The organism is Albidovulum sp. (genome assembly GCF_041919395.1).
Lineage (GTDB): Bacteria > Pseudomonadota > Alphaproteobacteria > Rhodobacterales > Rhodobacteraceae > Albidovulum.
Genome location: NZ_JAYRTX010000004.1, coordinates 18748 through 40665, shown reverse-complemented (window position 1 = coordinate 40665; position 21918 = coordinate 18748). Strand labels below are relative to the sequence as shown.

Genomic DNA, 21918 nt, shown 5'->3' with positions numbered 1-21918 from the left:
GTCGTCGTGGGCGTTTCATCCGCCGTTCGGACCGGCTGCGGTTGGGCCGGTCACGGCGTTGGGCGAAAGGAGGCCCGAGATCGCAGCGCGTGTCGACCGGCTGTCGTCCACCAGAGCCCTCGCGCTTGCCAAGGGCCCGAGCTCGGAAACGCCGAAGTTCGAATCCGCCAGCGCTGCCGCCGCGGGGGGATGATCTAGCGATTCGAGCGCAGCGCGAACCGGTTCCGGCCCGATGGCGGATGCAAGCGGCAGGTTGCCGCCGCGCCAGGCTTCCAGCCCTGCGCGTGCGTCCTGCCCGAGCGCGCGGAACTCTGCGGAGGCGCCGGAGTGGTCCCCCGACATGGCCATGGCCTCGGCCCTGACTTCGGTCGCCACAGGGCTGGCAACGCCGGCGACCTGGGCCATCGCCTCGACCGGATCGTATTCGCCGAGGGCGGCCCGGGCGAGCAAGGCTCTTCCGCGTTCGGTGTAGCCGGCCTCTCCGTGAAGCAGGCGCCTGACCTCGCCCGTGAACCCGGCCGCTGCAAGTCGGTCTGCTAGATCGAGCCGTAGCACCAGATCGGCCGCAGGCCAGTCGACAAGGCGACGCTGGCGGAAATATTGGACCAGGAAGGTCCGGTCATCTGCGCTTTCGGCGAGCATCGCGAAGAGCCGCGTGGCCGTGGCGGCGCGAAGGTCATCGGGCGCTGATCGAGGCCAACCTGCCCAGCCGGCGAAGGCGCGGTCGAACTCGCCTGTTGAGGCCCTTGCGAGGATTTGGAGCGAAGCCAGAACCGGGCCGCTCGCTCCGTCCTGCAGTTCGAAGGCGAGCGCTTCGGCGCTGTCGGCAAGCGCTGGTTCGACCGCTTCGCCGCGCGCGAGCCGGGATTCGACGGCCAGGATCAGGGCATCGGCCGAGAGGGGACCGTTCGCGCCCGCCAGCGTGCCGAGCCGTGTTTCGCCCGCCGCGAGGTTGCCAGACGCGAGATCGACCTGTGCCGTGACCATATCGAGGGTGTGTCCGTCGCCGCTCGGCATCCGGGCGATCGCGTTTCGGACAGACCGGGCGGCGTCGGTCGCCCCGACAGCGATCAAGCGTTCCGAAACGCCGGGGCCGAGAACCCGGCGCAGGTGCGGGGGAAGGGCCGAAAATGCCTGGACAACCGCCCCGGTCTCCACCTCCGTCGCCGGCGGCGGCGCTGGCCAGGCCATCAGGGCCCAGAGCGCTGCGGCGGTGTCGCAGCCCGCCATATCGGAAAAGTACGCCGAACCGCCGGGCGGCTTTCCGTCGAGGATAAGTCCAATGTCGCTCAGGATCGCCCCGTCCCGCGGACTGACGTCGAACGACCTCAGCGCTGCGCGGGCTTCCGCGCCGAAGCCGAAGTAGAGATAGAGCCGGGCAAGGGTCAGCACCTGCTCCGGAGACGGACGATCGAATTCCCCGACGAGGCCGGCACGTGTCTCGGCGATCTGAACGGCGAACGGCCGATCGTCGCCCCAGGTGCCGATGCCTAATGCCTCATCGGACAGGCAGGCCCCGCCTTCCGCGGTTGTGGGCATGCGCTTGGAGAGCGAAAGTGTGTCACGATCGACACTGGTTTCCGCGTGGACCGCGAGCGGCCTGCGGGTGGTGCCATGGGTCTCGCCAGCCACCGGAGCAAGGGGCGTGGTACCAGGCGCCCCGAGAGGCGGATCGCGGTTCTCAGGCGCCTCCATCTCGACGAGACCCTGGGACGCCGCGCGGCTCAGTTCGCGAAGGAGCGCAGCCTGAGCTTCCAACCGTCGGGTGGCTGGAAGGTCCGGCGCGGAAAGTTCGGCTCCGCGCGCGGCAGGCGGGTGGAACTCCACGGCGGTTTCGGGTGGCACGGCCGTGAAGCCCGCTCCCTGGTCAATGCCGGACGAGGCCGGGATGCCTTTCGGCGGAACTGAAGATCGCGCTTGGCCGGTGGCAGCGGCGTCAGCCGGGGGTGTCGTGTGTGGGCCAGTTGGTTCGGGAGCGCTGGTCGCCGCGGGTCTGGCCGCGAGGCCCGTATCCTCCTCCTGTGGGATTGCCGGCGTGTCGGCAAGTACCCGATGGACATTTCCATCCGGCACCTCGATTCCGCGCCAGAAGAAGGCGAGCTTGGGGTCGGCGATGGCGGCCAGACCATACCCGCCGTCGCCACTGAGTGCGTCGTCGGAAGCCGCATACGCGCGGCGGTGGCCGTCAGGGCCATCTGTGTTGGCCTGCGACGACGGCGGATCGCTGGCGGCCGGCTGTTGTGTCACGGGTGCCTCGAATGGGGAGTCCGGCGATGGAGCCCCGTCGCCGATGTCGATGACGAGAGCGCCTTCAGCCGTCACGAAGGCTGTCGCATGGCATGCACAGCCGAGGTCGATGCGAAGCGACCCCGGCACCCCGCCTTGTGTCAGCGCGGAGACGCGAGTACGCCCGATCAGGCGGAACGCCTCGGAGAGGTCGAAATCGTCGCCGGTGCCGAGCCGCAGTTCGTAGCCATCATTGGTCCGGCCGAGCGACCAGCGTTCTCCTCCCCGCTCGGCCACGATCCGCGTGAACCCGTCGTGTTCGCCGCTGCGGATCCGCACGGATTCTGCCCACAGCGGATCTGCGGCCAATGCGCTGGCAGCCACCATCGCAAGGCCGAAACCCTTAGCCGGCCGTCGCATCACGCCGCCTCCGACTTGACGGCCTTCAGCGCCTCCTCGAGCGCCGAGTAGCTCGGCCGGAAATGGTGCGGCGTATTCTGGCGGCCGACCTCGATGCAGATGTTGGCTGCGTGGTTGTGGAGGTTGGCGACGAGCACTTCGCGGATCAGCTTGTAGAAATGGCTGTCCTCCTCGATCACCGTCTTGAGTTTCGCCGCGAACGGACCGACGAGCCCGTAGGCGAGAAAAACGCCCAAGAATGTCCCGACGAGTGCGCCGCCGATCATCTTGCCAAGGATTTCCGGCGGCTGATCGATCGAGCCCATCGTCTTGATGACGCCAAGAACAGCCGCGACGATGCCCAGAGCCGGAAGACCGTCCGCGACGGACTGCAGCGCGTGGGGCGAATGCATCGCGTGATGCAGGTTCACTTCGAGCTGCTTTTCCAGAACCTCTTCGACCTGGTGAGGGTCGTCGTAGTTCATCGAGGCCGAGCGCATGGTGTCGCAGATAAGTTCCACCGCTGCATGGTCTTGCTGGATCCTCGGGTACCGGCCGAACATCGCGGATTTAGCGGGAGCCTCGATGTGCTCCTCAACGGCCACGGGGTTCTGCCTGGCGAGACGGATGAGCTCGAAGAGAAGACAAAGGAGATCGCGGTAGTCCTCCGGCCGCCATTGCGGCCCCTTGAAGACCTTCTTCACGTCTTTCAGCGTGTGCTTGATCGCCGCGCCGTCGTTCGACAGCACGAACGCACCTGCGGCGGCACCGGCGATCATGATCATCTCGAACGGCAGGGACTTGAGAATGATACCCATCTTGCCGCCGGCGGCCATATAGCCGCCGAAGACCATGATGAAGATGATCGCGATGCCAATGATGCCAACCATTTCCCGTCCCTTGCTTCGTCCGGCAGATCAACGCCGGATCGCGCCGACCCTTGCAGGCGCGCCTTAAGAATCCCTCTCCGACCTAGTCTTTGGGTGCGGCGGCGTTGCGCCCCGCAAGGACCACGCTGATCGTATAGGCCGCCTTCGGGTCGAGTCCCGCCATCACCGCCGCGGCGGCATCGGGGCGCATCCGGGCGAGGAAGCCCGCGGCGAAATCCGGATCCATCTCGGCGAAGAGCGAGGCTGCGTCCTTCGGCTTCATCTGCTCGTATACCGCGACGAGTCGGGTAACGTCGCCGTCCGCCGCCTCATCGGCAAGGGTAAGCGTGGCGGCGAGCCGTTCCTCCGCGGCCACGAGATCGGCGAGCTTGCCGTCAATCTCGGCGCGTGCGAGGACCAGCGCCTGCGCCTGGTCGGCGGCGGCAGCCTCGCGTTCCCTCAGTCGTGCTTCGCGCCCCCTGAGTTCCTCGAGCATGGCGAGCGCGCCGGCGTCGGGTTCGCACGCAGGTGACGCCGCGGCGGGATCCGCCCCTGCCGACGCGGGGTCTGCATTCGCCAGGGCGTTCCCGGCGCTGAGACCGAACCGCAGCAGGCCCGAGCCACCAAGAAGGAGGGCGATCAGGAAGAGCGCCCCCTGACCACTCTTCCTGGACTTCCGGGCCGGCCTGCGACCCTGTGAACGCTCGGGAAGCGCCGGTTTCATTCCGCCGCCTCCATATGCTGATGCAGACGGCCTCGCCGCCGCAGGATCCGCATCCGCCGCGGTGCCGCGTCGCCGCCCTCCGGCAGGTCGTGCAGCGTCGCAAGCATGAGTTCGAGCCGACCGGCGGCACGTTCGGCCCTATCGGTCATGTCGCACAGCGATCGTGCCGATTCGTTCGCTGCGCCGCGGGCGGAGTCGAGCGCCTTCGTCATGTCGTCGACCTGCGCGGACAGGACGGCAATCGCACCACCCATTCCGGTTTCGAGACGGTTGAACGCCGTGAGTCGCCGCGAAAGGACAAGGCAGTAAGCTCCGGCGGCGATCGCGCCGGCACCAAGGAGAATGTCGGCAATCAGCTCCATCGCGGTCTCCTAGTTGATGACGAATCCGGTCACGAGCAGGTCGCGGACGCGCCCGTCGCCGGCGACCATCTGCACCCGGCGCAGCATCTGCGCCCGAAGCCGTACGAGCGCGGTCGGGTCCTCCAGATCCGCGACCTCGACGGCTCGAAGATAACTGTTCAGCACGTCGATGACCCGCGGCAGGAGGAGCGTGACATCGGGCTGGAACGCCTTTGCAACCTCGAGTTGGGCGGTGAAGTGCAGGTACCGGCCGGCGGGTTCCGAGCCGAGCGACACGACCAGAGGGTCGATCGGCACGAAGGCGATGTCCGGCAGCGCCGCCACTTGCGGGGCATCCTCGGAGGTGTGCTCGCCGGGCTGGCCAAACACCAGGCCGGCGTAGACCGCGTAGAATCCGCCGCCCCCGAGCGCGAGCATCAGGAAAAGGCCGACGATCAGCGGCACCTTCGAACGCTTCTTCGGAGTCACCGTGGCTTCGGCATCGGCATGTGACATCGGACCATCCCGTCTGGCTGCCACACCGGTATAGCCCCGCGAAAACTAACCGATTGTTAAGCGCAATCGGCGAAGCATCAGCCAGACGATGGGCAGAAGCCCGCTTTGCGGAGATGTGTCGTGCGAGAGCTGACAGCCGTCTGGCAGAACCTCGAGCCCCGCCGCCGACTGATCGTGGCGTTGGCGACAGTGGCGATGTTCGCGGCCGTGATTGCGCTGGCCAAGGTGGCGACAAGACCATCCATGGCGGTGCTCTATGCCGGACTTGATGGGGCGCGCGCGGGCGACGTACTGGCCGCGCTCGACCAGCAGGGGGCACCCTATGAGGTTCGCGGCACGGCAATCTACGTCGAGTCGCCGCGGCGGGACGAGTTGCGGATGTCGCTTGCGGCCGAAGGCCTGCCTGCCAACAGCGGCGCCGGCTACGAACTGCTCGATTCGCTCACGGGGTTCGGCACAACCTCGCAGATGTTCGATGCGACGTACCTGCGGGCCAAGGAGGGGGAACTCTCCAGAACGATATCCGCGCTCCCGCAGGTTCGCAGCGCACGCGTTCACATCGCCGATACGCGTGCCCAGGGTCTCAGGGCGCAGGCGAAGCCATCAGCGTCGGTCGCGGTTACGACGACGAGCGGAGGCATTTCGCCGGCTCACGCCAAGGCGCTCAAGTTCCTCGTGGCCTCGGCCGTGGCAGGGCTGTCGCCCGACGACGTCTCGGTCATCGACGGCGAGGGGGCCCTGGTCGATGCCGGCGACGAGGCGACAGGCGCGAACGGCGATGACAGGGCGGCAGTGCTGCAGCGGAATGTCGAGCGCCTGCTCGAGGCGCGTGTCGGTTATGGCAACGCGGTGGTCGAGGTGGCGGTCGAGACGGTGACGGAGCGCGAGGCGGTCACGGAACGCAAGTTCGACCCGGACGGCCGGGTGGCGATCTCGACCGACACCGAAGAGCGCACCAACTCGGCCAATGACGGCGGGACGAGTGCCGTGACGGTCGCGTCGAACCTTCCGACCGGTGCCGCCGGCGGGTCGGGCGGCTCGTCGCAGAGCCAGGCAAACGAGACGCGGGAGCGGACGAATTTCGAGGTGTCGGAGACGACGCGCGAGGTGCTTCGTACCCCGGGCGCGATCCGGCGGCTGACGGTCGCGGTGCTCGTGGACGGGGTGACGGTGACGGCGGCCGACGGTACTGCCACGATCGAGCCAAGAAGCGAGGAAGAACTTTCGGCGTTGCGCGATCTGGTGGCTGCGGCAGTCGGCTTCGACGAGGCGCGCGGCGATCTCATCACGCTCAAGTCGATGTCGTTCGAGCCGGTTTCGGCGCCTGCGGATGTGGCTGGCCTGCCGTTCATCGACAGGCTGGGGCTGGACGTCATGAGCCTTGTGCAGCTTCTTGTGCTGGCGGCCGTCAGTCTTGCGCTCGGGCTCTTCGTCCTCAGGCCCATCCTCGCCTCGCGGACACCGCGTGCGGATGGGACCGGCGCGGTGCGCCCGGCGCTTGGCGCACCCCTCGGTCCCGCCCCGGCCCTCAGTGGCGTGATCGATGACGGCGATTTCCTCCCGGCCAATCTGCCCGAAATTGCCGAGCGTGTCGGCAGGAACGCAACAGGCGACAATCCGCCTGCCGATCCGGTCGAACGCCTCCGCCGCATGATCGCAGACCGGCAACAGGAGACGGCAGAGATCCTGCGCGGCTGGATGGAAGACTCCGAGGAGGAACGGGCGTGATGCCGCGGCTGCTGCAGTTCGAGGTTTTCGAGGTTGCCGACCGAAGCACGCCTCGCGCGGAACTCGCGCAGGACGAGCTGGAGGAGGCGCGGCTTCAGTCCTACGAACAGGGCTATGCCGCGGGATGGGACGATGCGGTGGCCGCGCAGGACGGCGAGATTGCGCGACTCAGGGCGGATCTCGGTCGCAACCTCGAGGATCTGTCCTTCACCTATCACGAAGCGCACAGCCACGTGCTGCGGACGCTCGAGCCGCTCCTGCACGACATGGTCACGAAGGTGCTTCCGGCGATCGCACGCGAGTCGCTCGGACATGTGGTGCTCGACCATCTCAGGCCGCTGGCAAGGGAACTCGCAGGTGCGCCGATCACGGTGGTGGCCAATCCGATAAACCGGCCGTTGATCGAGACGCTTCTGACAGCCGGGTCGGAGTTCCCCTTGAGCTTCGCGGACGAAGCCTCGCTGGGCGAGGGGCAGGTCTATCTGAAACTCGGCGAGGCGGAGGCGCGCGTCGACCTCGACGGCGTCATCGCGGCCATCTCGGCGGCGGTGTCCGCCTTCTTCCGGATAGAGAAACAGGAGGATAGACGTCATGGATGAGGCGGGCATGGCGGCCCTGGGCACGAGCCCGTTCACGCAGGTGCCGATCGAGATCACGGTCTCTGTCGGGCGGGCGCGGCCCTTGGTGCGGGATCTCCTGCGGCTGAAGCGGGACGCGGTCCTGCCGCTCGACCGGAAGGTGACGGATCAGGTGGAACTTTATGTCGGTGACCGGCTGATCGCGCGGGGCGAACTGACCGAGCTAGATGGCGAACAGGCAGGCCAACTCGCGGTGCGACTGACCGAAGTCGCCCAACTCGGCGGCGGGCTCTGATCCATGCGTTATTGCCTGGCCTTGCTTGGGTGCCTGCTCCTAGCGGTCGTGCCTGCCGCCGCGCAGGATCTGTCCGCGGGGGCGTCCGGGGTGGAGGGCGGTCTGCGCGGTATTGCCGGTACGGCGCTTTCCGGCGAGACGCTCACCGGCCAATCGCTTCTCCTCATTGCACTGGTCACGGTTCTGAGCCTTGCGCCAGGTCTCGCCGTGATGGTGACCTGCTTTCCGTTCATCGTGACGGTGCTGTCGATCCTCCGGCAGGCCATAGGGTTGCAGCAGTCCCCGCCGAACATGCTGATCGTGTCGCTCGCGCTCTTTCTCACCTGGTTCATAATGGAACCGGTCTTCGCCGAAGCCTGGACCGTCGCCGTCGAGCCGCTGCTTGCAGGCGCGCTCGACGTCCCCGAGGCCTTTGAGCGTGGCGTCGCCCCCTTTCGCGCCTTCATGGCGGCACGGATCGACAGCGACACACTCGCATCCCTCGCCGCGCTGCGGCCCGAGACCGCGCGCGTCACGGATGCCGCGACCGCGCCGCTCTCGCTTCTCGTGCCCTCCTTCATGCTGTCCGAAGTCGCCCGCGCCTTCGAGATCGGCTTTCTTCTCTACCTGCCGTTCCTCATCATCGACCTCGTGGTTTCGGCGATCCTGATGTCGATGGGCATGATGATGGTGCCGCCGGCCGTCGTCGCGCTGCCGTTCAAGCTTGCCTTCTTCGTCGTGGCCGACGGCTGGTCACTTGTCTCGGGCGCACTCGTCCGAAGCTACTTCTGACACGCCCAGGCGCGTAGAGGGCGGATGTCTTTCGCTCTCGGGTTTGGGATCGTCACAGGCGGCTGGCGACGTAGCTGTCCATCGTGGCGTCGATGGGGGACCGTCAACGCGCGGCATGGCCTTTGCAGCCCTTCGCGGGTCGTTCGTCGCTTTGGGCCGCGGTCGGGTGCGGGCGATCGCCGTCCGAGGCGTCAAGGTCTGAGCAGCCCGACGAAGGTCTACACTCAGCGGAGCGCGCTGCGGATCGCGCGCCAGAGCGGCTCGGGCGCCGCGATGATTCCCCGTGCCAGTGGTTCGGGCGCATTGTAGCGGATGGCATCGCCGGTACCGTCGGAAACATGGGCGCCGGCGCGTCGGGCGATGAGGTCGCCCGCGGCTACGTCCCATTCCCAGGTCGGCCGGAGCGAGAGCATCGCGTCGAACCGGCCTTCGGCGACAAGGCAGAGCCGCCAGGCGAGGGACGCACGGAACTCGCGGCGGAAGGGTAACGGTCTGCCCTCCCGCCAGTGTTCTGGCGCAAGGTTGGGTTTTGATGTCAGGAGGGTCGCGCCGGCCGGCTCAGTCCGACCTGAAGCGTGGATCGGCTGGCCGTTCAGCGTGGCCGCACCCGTCTCGGTCGCGGCATAAAGCGCCTTCCGTGCAGGCAGATATACCACGGCCGCAGTGATCCGCCCCGCCTCGGCCACGGCGAGAGAATGCGCGAAGCTCGCGTCGCCCTCGATGAATGCGCGGGTGCCGTCGATCGGATCGACGATGAAGTTCCGCCCGCGTCCGAGTCGCGCAGGATCGTCGGGTGTTTCCTCCGAGAGCCAGCCATAGTCGGGACGCGATGCGCCGAGTTCCGCGTGAAGCATGGCATTGACGGCGAGGTCGGCCTCAGTCACCGGTCCCGCACCGCCGGGCTTGTCCCAGGTTTCTGGCCGCTTTCGCCAGTATCTCAGGGCGATTTCACCCGCCGCCTGCGCGGCCTCGGTGAGAAGCGCGAGGTCACGCGCCGGCAAGAGTCAGGCCTTCAACGAGAAGCGAGGGCACGACGTGCGACAGATGCCCACGGGCGTCGTTGGCGGGCGTGATCCGCATCAGCATGTCACGCAGGTTGCCGGCCAGGGTGCACTCGTTCACCGGATGGCTGATCCGGCCGTTCTCCACCCAGAACCCGGACGCGCCGCGGGAATAGTCGCCGGTCGTCGGATTGATCGCAGCGCCGATCATGGAGGTCACGACAAGTCCGGTGCCCATCGCTTCGATCAGTTGCGCGCGGCTGTGGTCCCCTTGGGTCAGGGCGATGTTGGAGATGGAGGGTGCAGGCGGCGAGGATGCGCCGCGCGCGGCCGAGCCGGTGGATTTCAGGCCGAGTTTGCGCGCGGTTCCGAGGTCGAGCGTCCAGCTCTTCAGGGTGCCGTCGCGGACAATGTCGCGAGGCGCGGTCGGCAGTCCCTCGGCATCGAAGGGGCGCGAGGAGGAGATGCGCGGGCGGTGCGGGTTTTCGTAGATCGACAGGCCCCGCGGCAACACCTGCGCGCCCATCGCGTCGCGGAGCCAGGACGATCCGCGCACGATGGCCGAGCCGTTGATCGCCGCCAGAAGATGCCCGACGAGACCGGAAGCGATGCGTTCGTCAAAGACGACCGGATAGGCCCCGGTCTTCGGCTTGCGCGCGCCGAGCCGTTCCGCCGCGCGTTCCCCGGCGAGCCGCCCGATCTCCTCGGCGGAAGGCAGGTCGGATTGGTACGTACGGCTTTCGGCTGCCCAGTCCCGCTCCATCGCCAGCCCCTCCCCGGCGATCGCGACTGCGGAGGTCGAGCGGGAGGTACGGGAATAGCCGCCCGCGAAGCCGTTCGTCGCTGCAATGAAGACGCGCTGACGCGAATAGCTGGCCGAGGCGGCCTGGCACTGGCTGATGCCGGACACGGCGAGGGCGGCCGCCTCGGCGCGGCGGGCGTCGTCCTGAAGCTCCGCCGCGCCGGGTTCCGGCGCGGGATCGGCCAGGTCGAGCAGGGCGAGGTCCCAGGCGCGGGCGAGATCCGCCGGCTCGGCAAGGCCGATGGTGGCATCCTCCGGCGCCTCGCGCGCCATGGCGACGGCGCGCTCGGCCATTTCCGCCATGGTGCGTGCCGAGATATCCGACGCCGAAACGCAGGCTTGCCGGCGGCCGATGAGAACGCGCAGGCCGATTTCGGTGCCCTCGGACCGGTCGGCCTGCTCCAACGCCCCGCCGCGCACATCGACGGAGACGGAGCGCCCGTCTATTGCCATCGCATCGGCCGCCTCGGCACCGGCCTTGCGCGCGGCGGCGAGGAGCGCCTCTGTGAGAGGGGCGAGACGGTCGGGCATGGGCTCTGTCCTGAACGGTTGTGACGGTTGGCAAGGACCTAGTTGGGTGCGGGGCGTCGCGCAAGTGCACCTGGCCGGCTGGAAGCGGATCGCCAACGCAAACGCCGCCCACCTCGCGGCAGGCGGCGTCTGTGAAGGGTCGCAGTGAGGCGCAACTACTGGATGCGCTGGCCGTTGGCGTATACGCCGCCATCCTCCTTGAACTCGATCTTCGAGGTCAGTTGGTCTTCTCCGGTCGGCACGGCGAAGAGGCCCATCATCATCCTCGCGCCCATCGCCTGGTCCTCGGGCACCAGACCCATGCCGACGAGCTTGTCGATGAGCGCATTGCCGCCGACAAGCTGCATGTCCACCGCGCCGAGCGGTTTCGGCGTGCCGGAGGAGTTGTCGAAGGTCATCGCACCCTTTCCGGTCAGTTCCGCGCCGACGGCGGACACCTGCAGCTCGCGGATGTCGAGTGCCTCCAACTCGCCCGGGGGGGCGCCGGCGATGGTCTCGGCCTGCTTGGGGTCGAAGATGTCCACCGCCATCTTGGCCGATCCCGCGAGATCGACGATGAGCGTTGCCGGATCGCGCGGAAGCTGGGACGTCGGGTCGAACATCGCCCAAAGACCGTCGGACACCTTGAGGTCGACAAGCTTCACGAGCGCCGAGAAGGGCTCTGCGCTGTCGCTCTTGGATACCGGCAAGGCGATTTCGATCGCCGTCTCGGCGATCGAAACGTCGATCGGCATCGGCAGCGCGGAAACCTGAAGTGACACGGTCGAGTCCTTGCCCGAGCCGCCATAGGCCATCCCGCTCTTCGACATCTTGAAATGCAGCGTGCCGGCGCCACCAGTGGACTGGGCGTGCATCGTGTCCGCCTCGTCCTCGAAGTCCATGACATAGCCGCCGCCGCTGAAGGCGAAATTGCCGCTCATGTCGAGCCCGGCTTGAAGTGCCGCGTGCATGTCGGCCATGTCTACCCCATCCGGAATTGCCGCGTCGGATGTCCCGGTGAGCCCGGCGAGAGAGCCCGAGGCCGAGAAATCTCCCTTGCCCTCGGGGTCTTGCGCGGCGACCTCGAAGTCGAGCTTCTCGACCTTCATGTCCGAGACCACCTTCCTGCCGGCTGCGGTCGTCATGCGGTAGCTGCCCGAGTTGCCGGAGAGCTTCACATTGAGCTTCAGCGGCACATCGGACCCGTCCACCGTCATGCCATCGACAACGATTGCCATCTCGGGCGCGGTCAGGTCATAGGCCGTATCCTCGGGCGTCCCCGACACGATCATCGACAGGCCCGACTGCGTGAACTTGAGTCCCATGTCGACAGCTTCGCCGCTTTCGGGCTTGCTCAGCATCCGGATCGGCACTTCTCCCGGCAGCGTGACCTCGACCCGACCGTCGCCCAGTTCCTTCAGCCGGATTTCGGCGAAGGTCGCCGAGAAGGAGCCTTCCGGGACCGTCGAGGCGAAAACTGCATCGGTCACGACCAGCGTGTCGCCCTGCATCGCCGTCGACCCGGTCGTGACCGACTGGCCGAGCGCGGCATAGTAGTCGGTCATGCCCTTCCAGACGTCGTCCGCCGTCACATCGGCCTGGAGTGCCGTAGAACCGAGCAGAAAGGCGCAAAGCGCGCCGGAGCCGAGACCAGTCCACTGTTTCATAATCAAGCCTGTCTTGTGTCCAAATGCGCCCACAGCATCTTCCGCCGCACGCGGGCGGTCAAGGGCTGCCGGGGGATGGAATTCCACCATCGGCTGCTGTTAGAGGAAACCAATCTGGCGTTTTGATGACGGTGACCCATGATCAGGTTGGAACGGAAGGACGGCCTGTGGCGCGCCGTCATCGCGCGTGAGGAGAAGGCGAATTCGCTCACCGGGGCGATGCTGGCCGAGCTTGCCGAAATCGCCGAGGCCGCAGGGCGCGAGCGTGCGCGCGCGTTCGTGCTCACCGGGGCGGGCAAGATCTTCTCGGCCGGGGCGGACCTGGACGAGGCGCGGGCGGGGCTGGCGACGGATCCGGTCTGGGAGCGCCTTTCGGGCGCCATCGCCGGACTGCCCTGCCTGACCGTCGCCGCCTTGAACGGCACGCTGGCCGGCGGCGCCTTCGGCATGGTGCTCGCCTGCGACCTCAGGGTCGCGGTCGAAGGTGCGAAGTTCTTCTACCCGGTGATGAAGCTCGGCTTCCTGCCGCAGCCTTCCGATCCGCGCCGGCTTGCCGGCCTCGTCGGTCCGGCGCGCGCCAAGATGATCCTGATGGCCGGCCAGAGGATCGGCGCCGAGGAGGCGCTGTCGTGGGGCCTGATCGATCGGACTGTGCCGGCCGAGGCGCTTGCTGACACGGTAAACCTTCTCACCGCAGACGTGCGCGGCGCAAAAGCCGAGCATGTCGCCGCGATCAAGGCCATGATCTGAACGGGACTAATGACCCGAGACGAGCTTGAGCCCCAGGATCCCCGCGAGGATGAGACCGATGGAGGCCAGTCGCAGAACGTCCGACGGTTCGTTGAACAGAAGGATGCCAAGTGCCACTGTTCCGATCGTGCCGATGCCGGTCCAGACGGCATAGGCAGTACCCATCGGCAGCGTCCTGAGTGCGAGCGCGAGAAAGACCATGCTGGCGGCGATTGCGATGGCAGTCAGCAGCGACGGCCAGAACCGCGTGAACCCGTCGGTGTATTTCAGCCCGATGGCCCAACCGACTTCCATCAGTCCGGCCAGAAGCAGGTAGAACCACGCCATTGCTTCCTCCGCGCGCAATCATGCGCAAGCTAGATTGACCCGAGGAGAGCTGCAACGGTCTCATTGTCGTCGCCGCGGCCCCGGCACGCGCGACGTGAAACCCGGCGGGCGGCTGGCGACCCATCGCACGAAGGCAGCGATCCTCGGATGCGCCCGCAGCGCCTCGATCGTGGAATACGCGCGGGCAAGCTCGGTCTCGCTCAGCGTCGCGTGGATCTCCGCGTGGCAGATCGCGTGGAGGAGCACCGTCGCACCTGCCTTGCCGCCGCGCAGGCGGGGAACGAGGTGGTGTCGGCTCTGCGCCACCCCGGCCGGAATTGGCCTTTCGCAGAGCGGACAGATCGGGACAGGCGCCGGGTCTTGTCTCATGACCGGATTCTTGTCACAGGAAGGGGCGATCTGACAGGGGGCCCGGCCGCACAATGGACAATCCGCCCGACATCGTCGTGATGGCGCTCGGCTATGCGGAGCAGGCGAAGACGCTTGCGATCGACTGGGCGACGAGCCCTGCAGCCTGGTCTCAGTTCGCGCTGCTCGTGCTCTCATGGCTTCTCTCGCTCGCGGTCTCGCGCCGTTTCGGTGCGAGGCTTTCGGCACTGATCGGCCCGAAGGAGGGCGCTCGAGGACCCGTTGCCGCGGTCCGCCGCTTTGCGCTGCGGTTCCTTCCGCTTCTCCTTCCGCTTCTCGCCTATGGATTTACTGCGGTGGGCGAGGCGATCACGCGATCGGTCTTCGGCTCGGGTGCGGTCATAGCCTTCGGCAAGAGGGTGTTCCTGTTCGTCGCCGCGCGCGCCTTCGCGCGCGACGTACTCACCGACCCCTTCTTGCGGCTCCTCGGCCGCTACGTGCTTGTCCCGCTCGCGGCGCTCAATGCGCTCGGCCTGCTCGACCCTGCAATGGCCTGGCTCGAGGCGCAGATGGTCGAGCTTGGGAACATCCGCTTCTCGCTTGCGGCGCTTATCCGGGGACTGATCGCAGGCAGCCTGCTCTTCTGGCTCGGGTCCTGGTCGAACCGGCAGAGTGCCGTCTACATCAAGGCGCAGCAGGAACTCAGGCCCGCCACGCGCGAACTGGCAGCCAAGGCGGCCGAGGTCATCATCTTCGGCGCGGCGTTCCTCCTTCTCCTCAGCATCATGGGGATCGACCTGACGACCATCGCCGTCCTCGGCGGCGCACTCGGCGTCGGCATCGGCCTCGGTCTTCAGCAGATCGCCGCGAACTTCATCTCGGGGATCATCCTCCTGATCGAGGGGCAGACAACCGTCGGTGACTATGTCGAGCTCGACGGCGGCGAAACGGGCACCATCGTGAAGATGACCGCCCGCGCCTGCGTGCTGGAGACCTTCGACGGCCGCTGGATCGTCGTCCCGAACGACCATTTCATCACCACGCGGGTGGTCAACTACTCCGACCAGGGCAGTGCGAACCGCTACGAAGTGCCGTTCTCGGTCAGCTACGACACCGACATCAACCTCGTGCCCGACCTCATTGTCCGGGCGGTGGAGGCGCTGCCCTTCGTGCTGAAGACGCCCGAGGGGCCGGATTGCGAGCTGAAGGGCTTCGGCGAATCCGGCGTCGACTTCGCGGTGGAGTACTGGGTGAACGGCATCGACGACGGACGCAACAAATATGCCAGCCAGGTGCTCTTCGCGATCTGGAACGCGCTGAAGGCCGAGGGAATCGAAATCCCCTATCCGCACCGCGTGGTGGAACTGAAGGGCAGGATGCCGACATGACCGACGCTGTCGTCATCGGCGCCGGGCCTGCCGGGCTGATGGCGGCAGAGGCGCTGGCGACGGCCGGGCGGAGGGTTCTGGTCTGTGAGGGCCGCCCGAGCCCCGCGCGAAAGTTCCTGATGGCAGGAAAGTCGGGGTTGAACCTGACGAAGGACGAATCGTCCGCTGCCTTCGCCGCCCATTTCGATGCCGGCTGGCTTGCGCCGATGCTCGCGGAGTTCGGCCCGGCCGAGGTCATGGATTGGGCGCGGGGCCTCGGGCAGGAGGTCTTTACCGGGTCGTCCGGCCGGGTCTTTCCCGTCGCCATGAAGGCTTCCCCGCTCCTGCGCGCCTGGCTCGGCCGGCTCGGCGCGGCCGGGGTGGAACTGCGCACGAGGTGGATGTGGGAAGGGTTCGAGGGTGCTGCCCTTGCCTTCGACACGCCGGCCGGGCGACAGGTCCTGCGCCCCGAGGTCACGGTGCTCGCTCTGGGCGGGGCAAGCTGGCCGCGGCTCGGATCGGATGCCGCATGGGTCCCGTGGCTTGAAGCCAGCGGCGTGACGGTCGCGCCTTTCCGGCCCGCGAACATGGGGTTCTCCGTGGCCTGGTCGGACCACATGGCGCGGCATTTCGGCACCCCGGTCAAGGGCGCGGCGCTGGTCGTGGCCGGGCAGAGGGAGCGTGGCGAGTTCGTCGTCTCCGCCCGCGGCATCGAGGGTGGCGGCGTCTACGCCGTTTCGCGCGCGGTGCGTGAGGGCGCGGCGCTCACGCTCGACCTCGCGCCCGACAGGACCCTCGCCGAGGTGGCGGGGCGGCTGGCGAAGGGGCCGGGCAAGGACACGGTTCAGAACTGGCTCCGCAAGGCGCTGAAGCTCGATCCGGTGAAGGCCGCTCTTCTGCAGGAATGGGGGCGGCCGCTGCCGAAGGGGGATGCACTCGCCAGGCTGGTCAAGACGCTCCCCATCCGCCACAGCGGCCCGCGGCCGATTTCCGAGGCAATCTCCTCCGCAGGCGGCATCACCCGGGACAGCCTTACCGACGATCTGGAACTGAGCGGCATGCCCGGCGTCTATGCGGCGGGCGAGATGCTGGATTGGGAGGCGCCGACCGGCGGCTACCTGTTGACCGCCTGCCTCGCCACGGGCCTTCGGGCCGGCCGCGCGGCGGCGGCGCGTCAGCGCGCCATCGCGCGCTTGTAGGCCGGGCGCTGGCGCATCCGGTCGAGGTATTCGGTCAGCCGGTGCTCCACGATCGGGAACTTCGCCGACAACGCCCAGTTGCCGCAGTGGGTCAGGATGATGTCGGGCACCGTCATCATCTCGCCCATCAGGAACGGCCCCTCGCCCATCCGGTGCATCAGCGTCCGTTGCGAGCGCTCGAACTCCCACCTCAGCGTGTTCTTGATCGCGGCATGGCGCAGTTCCTCCGGCAGGACGAAGCTGTGCCGCGCCGCCATCCAGAGGTTCGCGTCGAATTCGTCCAGCAGGAACTGGGTCAGGCTGTCCTGTCGCGCCCGATCGAGCGTCCCCGCCCTGTGGGTAAGCTTGCCGTGCTTGTCGGCGAGATACTGGATGATGGCGGTCGAATCGGTGATGGGCGTGCCGTCCTCGACCAGCACGGGAACCTTGCCTGCGGGGTTGAAGGCCGTGACCCCTTCCGACCGGGGCGGGGCGGCGACATGCTCATAGGGCTCGCCGAGTTCCTCGAGCATCCAGAGGACCCGCGCGGCGCGGCTGCCGACAGTGCCGATAACCGTGTACATGAGCAGCCCCCCTGACGCGACCATGGAGCCATGTGCGACCGGCGGGTGCAAGACCCCTAGCGACGGTTCAGCATGGCAAGGCGGATGAGCGCGCGTTCCATCACCGCCATGGCCGGAGCGCGCGAGCTGGATCGTAGTGCGAGGTCCGTGTCGGTCAGTATCCCGATGGCCTTTTCAAGGCTGTGCATCCCCCAGCCCTGCGCCTGCCTGAGCATCCGGTCGCGGCGCGGGCCGAAGACGGGCGGGCGCATCCGGGCGATTCCCTCGGAGGCTCCGCCGGGGGCCGATGCCGCCGCATGCAGCGCACGGAAGTGGCGCATCGCCGCGATGGAAAGGCCCACCGGCGTCACGCCCTGCCCTTCGAGCCGGCGCATGAGGGGCCCAACCTCGCCCGAACGCGCCTCCGCCACGGCGTTCAGCACGTCGTCCACGTCGGCTTCGATGGTCGCCGGCGCGCAGGCCGCGACATCCGCCGGCGTCAGCGGAGTGGCGTCGCCAAACTTGTAGAGTGCGGTCTTTTCCACCGTCTGGCGGAAATCACCCGGGTCCAGGTCGCGCGCGAGGGCGAGAAGATCGGTCATCGCCTCGCGCCCGATCTCCCTGAGCCCGGCCTTGGCCAGCACCGCCTCGATCTCCTCGCGGCTCGGCGGGTCGTCGTAGATACCGATGGCAAAGGCGCTCGCATGGTCCTCGAACGCCTTTCGGAGTGCGGACGTCTTGCCGAGGTTCCCGGCGGTGACGACGAGCGTGGCGTCACCCGACCGCCAGGCCGCGAGCGCGGCCCTGACAGTGTCGGCCACGCTGTCGGCGGCTTCCTCCACGAAGGCGACGCGGGGGCCGGGAAAGAAGCCCTGCGCCCGCATCGCATCGTCCAGAAGGGCCGCGTCCTTGCGCAGATCCCCACCCGAAAGCCGCGTCAGCCGCATTTCGGCCTCCCCTTGCGGCCCGATCAGAGCGGCGATCAGCTCTTGCCGTTTCAGCGCGACGCGCATGGCGTCCGCGCCGAAGATAAGGACTCCGGCGCGGTCGGGCTCGGGCCGGGCGAAGAACCTCGCCGCCGCGGCGCCGGCGAGCTTCACTGCCCGTTCCAGTCAGCCGAGGTCGCGATCAGCCGTGTGACGATCTGGTCGGCGAGGATGCGCATGAGCCGCCGGTGGGCGTCTCCTTCCGAAGCCGCGGTGGCGACAGAGGTGCCGAAGGCCGAATAGGCGGTGAAGGAGGAGACCTCGCCGGAGGTCAGGGTCGCATCGGTGGCCGTGTCATGAAGCGTGAATGCGACCGTGCCCAGAAGCTGATAGCGGTTGATCGTGTTGTCGGGCGCGATCGCCTGGGGCTCGGCCTTCGTGGCGATCCGGTAGGAAAGCCGGAACTCCGGCGTCCGCGTGCGGCCGAGCCGGTCCTCGAGGCGGGCCACGAGGTCGAATGCGTCGCGATCATCCGGTGCATCGACCGTCACGCGGCCAAGAAGCCCCGATGCTGGTCCGCCGGGCCCGTAAGCTGGCTCGAAGCCGCAGGCCGCGACCGCGGATGCGGCAAGCAGCGTCAGGAAGGCGCGGCGGTCAGAGGACGACATTGACGATGCGGCCCGGCACGACGATGAGCTTCTTCGGCGCGGCCCCGGCCAGCGCCTTCAGCACAGCTTCGTCCGCCAGAACGATCTTTTCAACCTCCGTCGGCGGAAGGTCCTTCGCCACGACGATTTCGGCCCGCCGCTTGCCGTTGATCTGAATCGGCAGCGTCACCGTGTCCTCCACCAGCATCGCCGGATCGGCCTTGGGCCAGGGCGCCCGAGCGACCAGCCCCGCGCCACCTGTGATCGCCCAGACCTCCTCGGCCAGGTGCGGCACCATCGGCGACATGAGCTGCGCAAGCGTCCGCATCGCCACCCGCTTCGTGGCGGCCGAGGCGTCGGACTTCGCGAAGGTGTTGGTGAACTCGTAGAGCTTCGCCACCGCCTTGTTGAAGGCGAAGCCCTCGATTCCCGCCGTGACGTCGGCGATGGTCCGGTGCATGGCCTTAAGAAGCGCCTCATCCTGTGTCGTGTCCGTCCCGCCCCTGACGTCGATCTCGGCGGCGAGCCGCCAGACCCGCGAGAGGTGCTTCTGCGTCGCGTCGGCCCCGGCTGCCGTCCATTCCACGTCGCGCTCGGGCGGGCTGTCGGACATGACGAACCAGCGCGCGGTATCGGCGCCGTAGCGGGCGATGATGTCCATCGGATCGACGACGTTCTTCTTCGACTTCGACATCTTGATGACGGGACCGATCTCGACCGGCGTGCCATCGGCAAGCGTCGCGCCCTCGGCGGTGCGGGTCACCTCGTCGGGCGTGTGCCAGACGGGGCGGCCGTCCTTGCTGCGCGTCGCGTAGGTCTCGTGCGTCACCATTCCTTGCGTGAAGAGCGCGTCGAAGGGCTCGATGGCCTTCGCCGGCAGGTGGCCGCAGATGTGCATCGCGCGGGCGAAGAAGCGGGAATAGAGCAGGTGCAGGATCGCGTGTTCGATCCCGCCGATGTACTGGTCGACGTTCATCCAGTATTCGGCTTCCGCCATGTCGGTCGGCGTCCTGGCATGCGGCGCGGTGAAGCGGGCGTAGTACCAGGACGAATCGACGAAGGTGTCCATCGTGTCGGTCTCGCGCCGGGCGGGTCTGCCGCAGGCGGGGCAGGGCACGTCGCGCCAGGTCGGGTGCCGGTCGAGGGGGTTCCCCGGTTGGTCGAAACTCACGTCGTCCGGCAGGCGGACCGGCAGGTTCGCCTTCTTCTCCGGCACCACGCCGCAACCCTCGCAATGCACGACCGGGATCGGGCAGCCCCAGTAGCGCTGACGGGAGAGACCCCAGTCGCGCAGGCGGTACTTGGTGACCCCGGTGCCGTAGCCCTTCGCCTCGGCATGGGCGATGGCGGCGTCGATGGCCTCGTCCCCGGTCTGCTCCGCGGCCCCGGCAAAGCCGCGGGTATAGCGCACCCGCTCCGACTTCTGCGGCACGTAAGGATCGACCCCGATGTCCCAGCTGCCGTCGAGCGGCAGGAACGTATCGACGATGGGCAAACCGTACTTCCGGCAGAAGTCGTGGTCGCGCTGGTCGTGGCCGGGGCAGCCGAAGATCGCGCCGGTGCCGTAGTCCATGAGGATGAAGTTCGCGATCCAGACCGGGATTTCCCATTTCGGATCAAGCGGATGGCGCACCTTCAGCCCGGTGTCGAGCCCGAGCTTCTCGGCCGTCTCGATGGCCTCTTCGGTGGTGCCGCCCTTCCGCGCCTCGGCGCAGAAGGCGGCGATCTCGGGCCGCTCGGCCTCGAGCGCGCGGGCCAAGGCGTGGTCGGGCGAGATGCCGAGGAACGAGGCGCCCATCAGCGTGTCGGGGCGCGTGGTATAGACCTCGACCCGGTCGAACCCGGCATGGGGCGCGGTCAGGTGCCAGCCCATCTCCAGGCCGCGGCTCTTGCCGATCCAGTTGCGCTGCATGGTCCGGACCTTCTCCGGCCACTGGTCCAGCCCGTCGATCGCCTCCAGCAGATCCTCGGCGAAATCCGAAATCTTGAAGAACCACTGCGTCAGTTCGCGCCGCTCCACCTCCGCGCCCGAACGCCAGCCCTTGCCGTCGATCACCTGCTCGTTGGCCAGCACGGTCATGTCGACCGGGTCCCAGTTGACCACCGCGGCCTTGCGATAGACGAGCCCCTTTTCCATGAAGTCGATGAACATCGACTGCTGCTGGCCGTAGTATTCCGGGTCGCAGGTGGCGAATTCGCGGGACCAGTCGATCGAGAGGCCCAAGGGTTTCATCTGGTCGCGCATCTGCGCGATGTTGCCGTAGGTCCAGTCCTTCGGATGACCGCCCCGTTCCATCGCGGCGTTCTCGGCCGGCATCCCGAAGGCATCCCAGCCCATCGGGTGCAACACGCTGAACCCGCAGGAGGATTTGTAGCGCGCCACGACATCGCCCATCGTGTAGTTGCGCACATGGCCGATATGGATGCGCCCCGACGGGTAGGGGAACATCTCGAGCACGTAGTATTTCGGCCGCGCCGGATCATGCCGGGCCGTGAAGCATCCGGCCTTTTCCCAGGCCTTCTGCCACTTCGGTTCGATCACGGCGGGGTCGTAGCGCGACATGTCTGTCCTCGGCGTTCTGTCGGGCCGGTTATACAAGCGCGGCAGGCAAGGTCCAGAGTTTCCCTCTGCCTGTCATCTTGCCTGTGTGTCCACGGTGTCCGGGGCGGCTCCCCGGGGGGCGTCAGAGCCTGCCGGCGCGAATCCTGAGTTCGCGCGCCCTGGTCAGGATCGCGTCCTCGACCGCACGCTGCGTCGCGGGATCGACCGGCCCCGCCTTCGTCATCAGCGCGACCTTGAGCGAGCGGGCATCGAGCGCCGGGTCCTGAACGTAGATCGTGGCGCGGTAGGCGCGCCCGCCGCCGGGCGGGGTGCCGTAGCCGGTGACGATCACGCCCGAGAAAGGATCGACCGACTGGATCGGCAGGAAGTCCAGCACCTCGAGCGAAGCCTGCCAGAGGAAGCGGTTCACCTCGACGGTGGTGTTCGGATCCTGCGCGTTGGTGAAGAGATCCCATAACGTCGAGCGCTTCTTTTCGCGGTTGACCCTGGCCAAATTGGCGCGCTGCGCGTCGGCGGCGGCCCGCGCGTCGATCGTCGAGGCATCGGTGGTCGGCGCCCGCTTGCGCCCGAAAAGTCCGCTGTCGCCCGAGCCGATTCCGCTGCACGAGGCGAGTGTCGCCACCAGCCCCGCAAGAATCGCGCCGCGCATCATGATCCGGACCATCTGTCCCACCCTTGCCGCTCCGTTTCCGCTGTCTAGCCGAGCCTCCCCGTGCGAACAAGGCTTTTCCGGACAGGGGGTTCGCCGCCAAACGGGCCTGCCGCCAAGTCACTGTGGCAAGAAGGCACCATCGCCCCCGAACCTTCCCGCGGCCCCTGTCC

22 protein-coding genes are annotated in these 21918 nt (G+C 67.7%); 7 read left to right on the top strand and 15 right to left on the bottom strand.

The features are described 5' to 3' along the window. Positions 1 to 15 precede the first annotated feature (15 nt). The 5 genes from ACMUOO_RS01635 to fliL form a co-directional block, all read right to left on the bottom strand. Positions 16 to 2646, bottom strand: a complete 2631-nt coding sequence (locus tag ACMUOO_RS01635; RefSeq protein ID WP_301920247.1) for a hypothetical protein — start codon at positions 2644 to 2646, stop codon at positions 16 to 18. Next, on the bottom strand, positions 2646 to 3515 hold the full coding sequence (gene motA, locus ACMUOO_RS01630; protein ID WP_301920246.1) for a flagellar motor stator protein MotA: 870 nt from the start codon (positions 3513 to 3515) through the stop codon (positions 2646 to 2648). The genes ACMUOO_RS01635 and motA overlap by 1 nt, the downstream gene beginning before the upstream one ends. Before the next feature lie 82 nt (positions 3516 to 3597). Beyond that, positions 3598 to 4218, bottom strand: a complete 621-nt coding sequence (locus ACMUOO_RS01625) for a MotE family protein (protein ID WP_301920245.1) — start codon at positions 4216 to 4218, stop codon at positions 3598 to 3600. After that, on the bottom strand, positions 4215 to 4580 hold the full coding sequence (locus tag ACMUOO_RS01620) for a hypothetical protein (RefSeq protein ID WP_301920244.1): 366 nt from the start codon (positions 4578 to 4580) through the stop codon (positions 4215 to 4217). Before ACMUOO_RS01620 ends, ACMUOO_RS01625 begins: the two co-directional genes overlap by 4 nt. 9 nt (positions 4581 to 4589) lie before the next feature. Continuing rightward, positions 4590 to 5075, bottom strand: a complete 486-nt coding sequence (fliL, locus tag ACMUOO_RS01615; protein WP_301920243.1) for a flagellar basal body-associated protein FliL — start codon at positions 5073 to 5075, stop codon at positions 4590 to 4592. A 120-nt stretch (positions 5076 to 5195) separates the two neighbouring features. On the opposite strand from fliL, the gene fliF reads away from it, so the two are divergent. From fliF to fliP, 4 genes are read left to right on the top strand one after another with little or no spacing between them, the layout of a single operon-like run. Beyond that, positions 5196 to 6803 (top strand): flagellar basal-body MS-ring/collar protein FliF, encoded by a 1608-nt coding sequence (fliF, locus tag ACMUOO_RS01610; RefSeq protein WP_301920242.1) that lies wholly within the window; start codon positions 5196 to 5198, stop codon positions 6801 to 6803. Continuing rightward, the gene (locus tag ACMUOO_RS01605; protein ID WP_301920241.1) at positions 6803 to 7402 is read left to right on the top strand and encodes a flagellar biosynthesis protein; all 600 of its coding nucleotides are present in this window, start codon (positions 6803 to 6805) and stop codon (positions 7400 to 7402) included. Before fliF ends, ACMUOO_RS01605 begins: the two co-directional genes overlap by 1 nt. Continuing rightward, positions 7395 to 7676 (top strand): FliM/FliN family flagellar motor switch protein, encoded by a 282-nt coding sequence (locus tag ACMUOO_RS01600; protein WP_301920240.1) that lies wholly within the window; start codon positions 7395 to 7397, stop codon positions 7674 to 7676. The genes ACMUOO_RS01605 and ACMUOO_RS01600 overlap by 8 nt, the downstream gene beginning before the upstream one ends. Positions 7677 to 7679: 3 nt before the next feature. Beyond that, positions 7680 to 8447, top strand: a complete 768-nt coding sequence (fliP, locus tag ACMUOO_RS01595; RefSeq protein WP_301920239.1) for a flagellar type III secretion system pore protein FliP — start codon at positions 7680 to 7682, stop codon at positions 8445 to 8447. 224 nt (positions 8448 to 8671) lie between these two features. Here the strand turns inward: fliP and ACMUOO_RS01590 are convergent, their stop codons facing one another. The 3 genes from ACMUOO_RS01590 to ACMUOO_RS01580 form a co-directional block, all read right to left on the bottom strand. Further along, positions 8672 to 9448, bottom strand: coding sequence for a 3'(2'),5'-bisphosphate nucleotidase CysQ (locus ACMUOO_RS01590; RefSeq protein WP_301920238.1), 777 nt, complete (start codon positions 9446 to 9448; stop codon positions 8672 to 8674). Continuing rightward, on the bottom strand, positions 9435 to 10781 hold the full coding sequence (locus ACMUOO_RS01585; protein ID WP_301920237.1) for a TldD/PmbA family protein: 1347 nt from the start codon (positions 10779 to 10781) through the stop codon (positions 9435 to 9437). The genes ACMUOO_RS01590 and ACMUOO_RS01585 overlap by 14 nt, the downstream gene beginning before the upstream one ends. A gap of 155 nt (positions 10782 to 10936) precedes the next feature. Further along, positions 10937 to 12427: a DUF2125 domain-containing protein gene (locus ACMUOO_RS01580; protein ID WP_301920236.1), complete on the bottom strand. Its 1491-nt coding sequence runs from the start codon at positions 12425 to 12427 to the stop codon at positions 10937 to 10939. Positions 12428 to 12565: 138 nt separating this feature from the next. On the opposite strand from ACMUOO_RS01580, the gene ACMUOO_RS01575 reads away from it, so the two are divergent. After that, complete coding sequence (locus tag ACMUOO_RS01575) at positions 12566 to 13177, top strand: enoyl-CoA hydratase/isomerase family protein (protein ID WP_301920235.1); 612 nt, start codon at positions 12566 to 12568, stop codon at positions 13175 to 13177. Between the two features lie 6 nt (positions 13178 to 13183). Here the strand turns inward: ACMUOO_RS01575 and sugE are convergent, their stop codons facing one another. Continuing rightward, positions 13184 to 13504, bottom strand: a complete 321-nt coding sequence (sugE, locus tag ACMUOO_RS01570) for a quaternary ammonium compound efflux SMR transporter SugE (RefSeq protein ID WP_301920234.1) — start codon at positions 13502 to 13504, stop codon at positions 13184 to 13186. Positions 13505 to 13564: 60 nt separating this feature from the next. Then, complete coding sequence (locus tag ACMUOO_RS01565) at positions 13565 to 13873, bottom strand: HNH endonuclease (protein WP_301920233.1); 309 nt, start codon at positions 13871 to 13873, stop codon at positions 13565 to 13567. Positions 13874 to 13926: 53 nt separating this feature from the next. On the opposite strand from ACMUOO_RS01565, the gene ACMUOO_RS01560 reads away from it, so the two are divergent. Further along, complete coding sequence (locus ACMUOO_RS01560; RefSeq protein ID WP_301920232.1) at positions 13927 to 15240, top strand: mechanosensitive ion channel family protein; 1314 nt, start codon at positions 13927 to 13929, stop codon at positions 15238 to 15240. Beyond that, on the top strand, positions 15237 to 16418 hold the full coding sequence (locus tag ACMUOO_RS01555) for a TIGR03862 family flavoprotein (RefSeq protein ID WP_301920231.1): 1182 nt from the start codon (positions 15237 to 15239) through the stop codon (positions 16416 to 16418). The genes ACMUOO_RS01560 and ACMUOO_RS01555 overlap by 4 nt, the downstream gene beginning before the upstream one ends. On the opposite strand, the gene ACMUOO_RS01550 is transcribed toward ACMUOO_RS01555, so the two are convergent. The 5 genes from ACMUOO_RS01550 to ACMUOO_RS01530 form a co-directional block, all read right to left on the bottom strand. Continuing rightward, complete coding sequence (locus ACMUOO_RS01550) at positions 16394 to 16981, bottom strand: glutathione S-transferase family protein (RefSeq protein ID WP_301920230.1); 588 nt, start codon at positions 16979 to 16981, stop codon at positions 16394 to 16396. The two genes, ACMUOO_RS01555 and ACMUOO_RS01550, sit on opposite strands and share 25 nt — an antisense overlap. Before the next feature lie 56 nt (positions 16982 to 17037). Beyond that, entirely contained in the window at positions 17038 to 18060 is a 1023-nt protein-coding gene (gene holA / locus ACMUOO_RS01545; RefSeq protein WP_301920229.1) for a DNA polymerase III subunit delta, read from the bottom strand. Then, positions 18057 to 18554 (bottom strand): LPS assembly lipoprotein LptE, encoded by a 498-nt coding sequence (lptE, locus tag ACMUOO_RS01540; RefSeq protein WP_301920228.1) that lies wholly within the window; start codon positions 18552 to 18554, stop codon positions 18057 to 18059. The genes holA and lptE overlap by 4 nt, the downstream gene beginning before the upstream one ends. Beyond that, positions 18541 to 21096, bottom strand: coding sequence for a leucine--tRNA ligase (leuS, locus tag ACMUOO_RS01535; RefSeq protein WP_301920227.1), 2556 nt, complete (start codon positions 21094 to 21096; stop codon positions 18541 to 18543). The genes lptE and leuS overlap by 14 nt, the downstream gene beginning before the upstream one ends. 121 nt (positions 21097 to 21217) lie before the next feature. Continuing rightward, positions 21218 to 21760, bottom strand: coding sequence for a DUF3576 domain-containing protein (locus ACMUOO_RS01530; protein WP_301920226.1), 543 nt, complete (start codon positions 21758 to 21760; stop codon positions 21218 to 21220). Positions 21761 to 21918: the final 158 nt, after the last annotated feature.